The sequence below is a fragment of the Schnuerera sp. genome, from assembly GCF_035459645.1.
GTDB lineage: Bacteria > Bacillota > Clostridia > Tissierellales > Tepidimicrobiaceae > Schnuerera.
Genome location: NZ_DATHXO010000444.1, coordinates 1 through 3,628, shown reverse-complemented (window position 1 = coordinate 3,628; position 3,628 = coordinate 1). Strand labels below are relative to the sequence as shown.

General features: G+C 30.1%; 2 protein-coding genes. One reads left to right on the top strand and one right to left on the bottom strand.

Annotated elements, in window-relative coordinates:
* Positions 1-78: 78 nt before the first annotated feature.
* Positions 79-2,997, bottom strand: coding sequence for an insulinase family protein (locus tag VK998_RS10470; RefSeq protein ID WP_325228074.1), 2,919 nt, complete (start codon positions 2,995-2,997; stop codon positions 79-81).
* Between the two features lie 213 nt (positions 2,998-3,210).
* Between VK998_RS10470 and VK998_RS10465 the strand changes: the two genes are divergently transcribed.
* Positions 3,211-3,628 (top strand): DEAD/DEAH box helicase (locus VK998_RS10465; protein WP_325228073.1); only part of this gene is annotated, 418 nt, incomplete at its 3' end.

The following is a 3,628-nucleotide window of genomic DNA, read 5'->3' as shown; positions in this document are numbered from 1 at the left end:
GGTCATCTTGGCCATTAAAATATTGCTTAAGTGTCCTCTGTGCTTTCTTGAAAATCTGGAATTACATTATTTTTACTACTATTTCTTCAGCTGTACAAGCTTATTAAATAGTTTCTCATTATCCTTAATCATATTTTCATTGCCTAATACACATAGATAATCTTCTTTCATAGCCTTATCAATTAGAGGTATAAAGGCCTTTATATCTTCAAGTTTTGTAGCCAAAACTTCATCCCTTGTTTTTTGAATATCTTCTTGAGTTATCTTTGAAATATATCTATTTGTTGCAATCTGCCCCTTCATATGGGGAGTGGTAGCTGGATCTAATTGGCTCATAGTTCCTATTATATAGGTAGTCAATTCTTCTTCATCTATATTTAAACTATCGATATAATCTGCCATTTTATCATATACCTGAATAGTCCTATCTAAATTTGGGTCCCTATAGGAGAAGGTTACTATATGGCCAGTTCTATCCAATAGAATACCTGCACCATAGGCTCCACCCTGGGCTCTAATCTTATTGTGAAGATAATCTCTACTCAATATGGTGGATAAAACTCTCATGCTACCATTATAGTTAAATCCTAGTCTCCTAAAATTATATCCTTTTGAAACGTATTGGACATTAGCTGAAGATAATATACCTTCATTTAACCTTTCTTCAGCAAAGCCATATTTTATAGGTTGAAAGTCTAGTATATTAAGTTTATCTATTACAATAGGTAAATTAGCCTTTACCAATGAAAAATCATTCTCGTCTCCAGTAAAGCTAAGGATTAAATTATCTGCGCTAAATACCATATTATAAACCTTATTCAAATTAGATAAAATTTCTTCACTATTGCTATCAAAAGTTTCAAGTATATCAGATAAGAACCAATAGAAGTCTAGACCTTTTAACCTTTCCATATACTTTTTAGAAGGTGAAAAATAGGAGCTAACTCTACTAGCGGCTACCGAGTGTCCTGCATCAAACATGGTCATTTCTATTCGTGATTTCATCTGTTGGAATAATTCTTTAATACGTTTCTTATCTTCAATTTTTGATTGGGTAATCAATTCAGAAATAAGCTCCATCATTTTGGTTATATTATCCCCTATGGCTTTTCCTTTCACAATAAGTTTAGGATGGTATAATTCATCACTATTCTTTTGGTCGTAACAGGTAACATCAAAGTCTATGCCACCAGTATGGATGTAGATTTCATTGGCTAATTGGGAGTAAGGTCTTTTGTTAGTATCTATTTTCCCTAGCAATCCTATCAGTAGATTAATATAAGGGATTAACTTTTCCTCTACCATGCTAATATCAAAATAAAAATCTACATAAGCAATTTTACTTGTAAATATATTATGAGACAATATTGTCAACTTATCTTCTTTAATTATCTTCTGAGGGATAACTTGGGCTTTTGGTTCTACATCGGCTATGGAGAGTTTAGGGATAGTAGCTTTAGCTTCTTCCGAATCATCGGCAACCTGCATTTCCTTTAGTTTATTATTTTCCTCAATTAATTCTTTAATTTCCTCTGGGCTTAAAGATTTTTTATATTCATTTAATTTTTCTTCTATAATCCTATGTTTTTCTTCTCCTAATCCTTTTTTAGGTTCAATTATTACCAAAGAACTATGAGGATTGCCAATGATTTTTTCTTTGATGAAATTTTCAAAATAACAAGTATCCATATTGGATTTTAGCTTATTTAAAGTTTTATCAAATTGTAAATGGACTAAAGGGTCTCCATCATATAGCCAACTATCTAAAGATACCATATTATAGACAATACCTTTGGTTGGAAATTTTGATGCTTCTCTAAGGTCATATTCAACTATATTGATACAGGCTTCAATTAGCTTTCTATCTATTCCATTTTTAACTAAATTGTTTAATGTTTCAAAGATCACTTTTTCAAACTGTTCTTTTTTATTTATGGAAGTATTTTTAGCAACTATACCAAAGCTTGGTTGTAGGCCTCCAGAGGTAATAGGGAAAACATCTTCTCCTATGCCCTCATCTAGTAAAGCTTTTTTCAATGGTGCTGCTTCTGATTCTACTAGCAACTGGCTTAGTATACTAGTCATAAGATAGATTTCTGGGTCTGTATTTTCTCCTAGTACGAAGTTCAAGCTTAGATAGCTGCGATTTTCATCGTTTTCTTCATTGGAAATAGGGTAATAATCTATTATTTCATTTTTTGAGCTAAAAGGTTTTTGAATTCCAATAGTTGAATGGATTTCAGCTTTATCAAAATTATATAGATAATTTTCATCTATATGTTTAAGCTGTTTTTCAATATTTCCATTGCCATATAGATATATATAGCTATTAGATGGATGGTAGAATTTTCTATGAAAATCTAAAAAAGCTTCATAACTAAGCTTAGGAATTATATCTGGATTTCCACCAGAAGAATATTGGTAGCAGGTATCAGGATATAAGGATTTACCTATATTTTCTCCCAATATCCTTTCTGGAGAAGAATATGCTCCTTGCATTTCATTATAGACTACTCCTTTATATCTAATTTTTTCTTCTTCATCAAATATTTCATGATGCCACCCTTCTTGCATAAAAATTTCAGGTATTTCATAAATTTTAGGATAAAATACTGCATCTAAATAGACATCCATTAAGTTTAAAAAATCTTTTTCGTTTCTACTTGCTACGGGATACAAAGTTTTATCACTAAAGGTCATGGCATTTAAGAAGGTCTGTAAAGAACCTTTTACCATATCCATAAAGGGTTCTTTTGTAGTATATTTTTTAGATCCAGATAGAACACAATGTTCTATAATATGAGGAACTCCTGTGCTATCTGAAGGCGGAGTTCTAAAACCTATGGAAAACACCTTATTATCATCAGTATTCTCTAAATGCAGTAGTTTTGCTTGAGTTTTTTCATGAATAAATATTCTTGCTGTAGATTGAATTTCCTTAATTTCTTTTTCTTCTATTAGTTTAAATCCATAATAAACACTACCTAATTTCAACATAACTTCCTCCTTTTCATTATTTCAATGTTTCAAATATTATTAATTTAAATTAAAGATATCACTAATTAATAGTTTAATCAACTTTAGTATACTATTATTTTCTAATTTTATCCTATAAAATCTATACCCTATTTTAGCTATATCTCAATATGTTAAATTAATTAAACTATGTTATAATAATATAAAAGTATTTATTAGAACAGGGGTTATGAAATGGATATTTATGAAGGATTGAAAAATTTTTTTGGATATGATGAGTTCAAAGAAGGTCAAAAAACTTTAATAGAAGGGACTCTAAAAGGTAAAGATGTATTGGGGGTAATGCCTACTGGTGGTGGTAAATCTCTTTGTTATCAATTGCCCGGAGTTTTAATGGATGGTATGACCATAGTTATTTCACCTTTAATTTCTCTTATGAAAGATCAAGTAGATTCATTAAAAGAAATGGGAATACCTGCAACCTATATAAATAGTACTCTTAGTGATAGAGAATTCAATATTAGATTACAAAGCTTAAAAGCAAATAAATATAAAATTTTATACATAGCTCCAGAAAGATTGAATACATATATATTTATAAATTTAGTAAAAAGTATCAAAATCTCCATGGTTGCTGTGGACGAAGCCCACT

Coding starts and splice junctions, on each gene's coding strand:
- VK998_RS10470 (WP_325228074.1), bottom strand. CDS start 2,997: ATGTTGAAATTAGGTAGTGTTTATTATGGATTTAAACTAATAGAAGAA.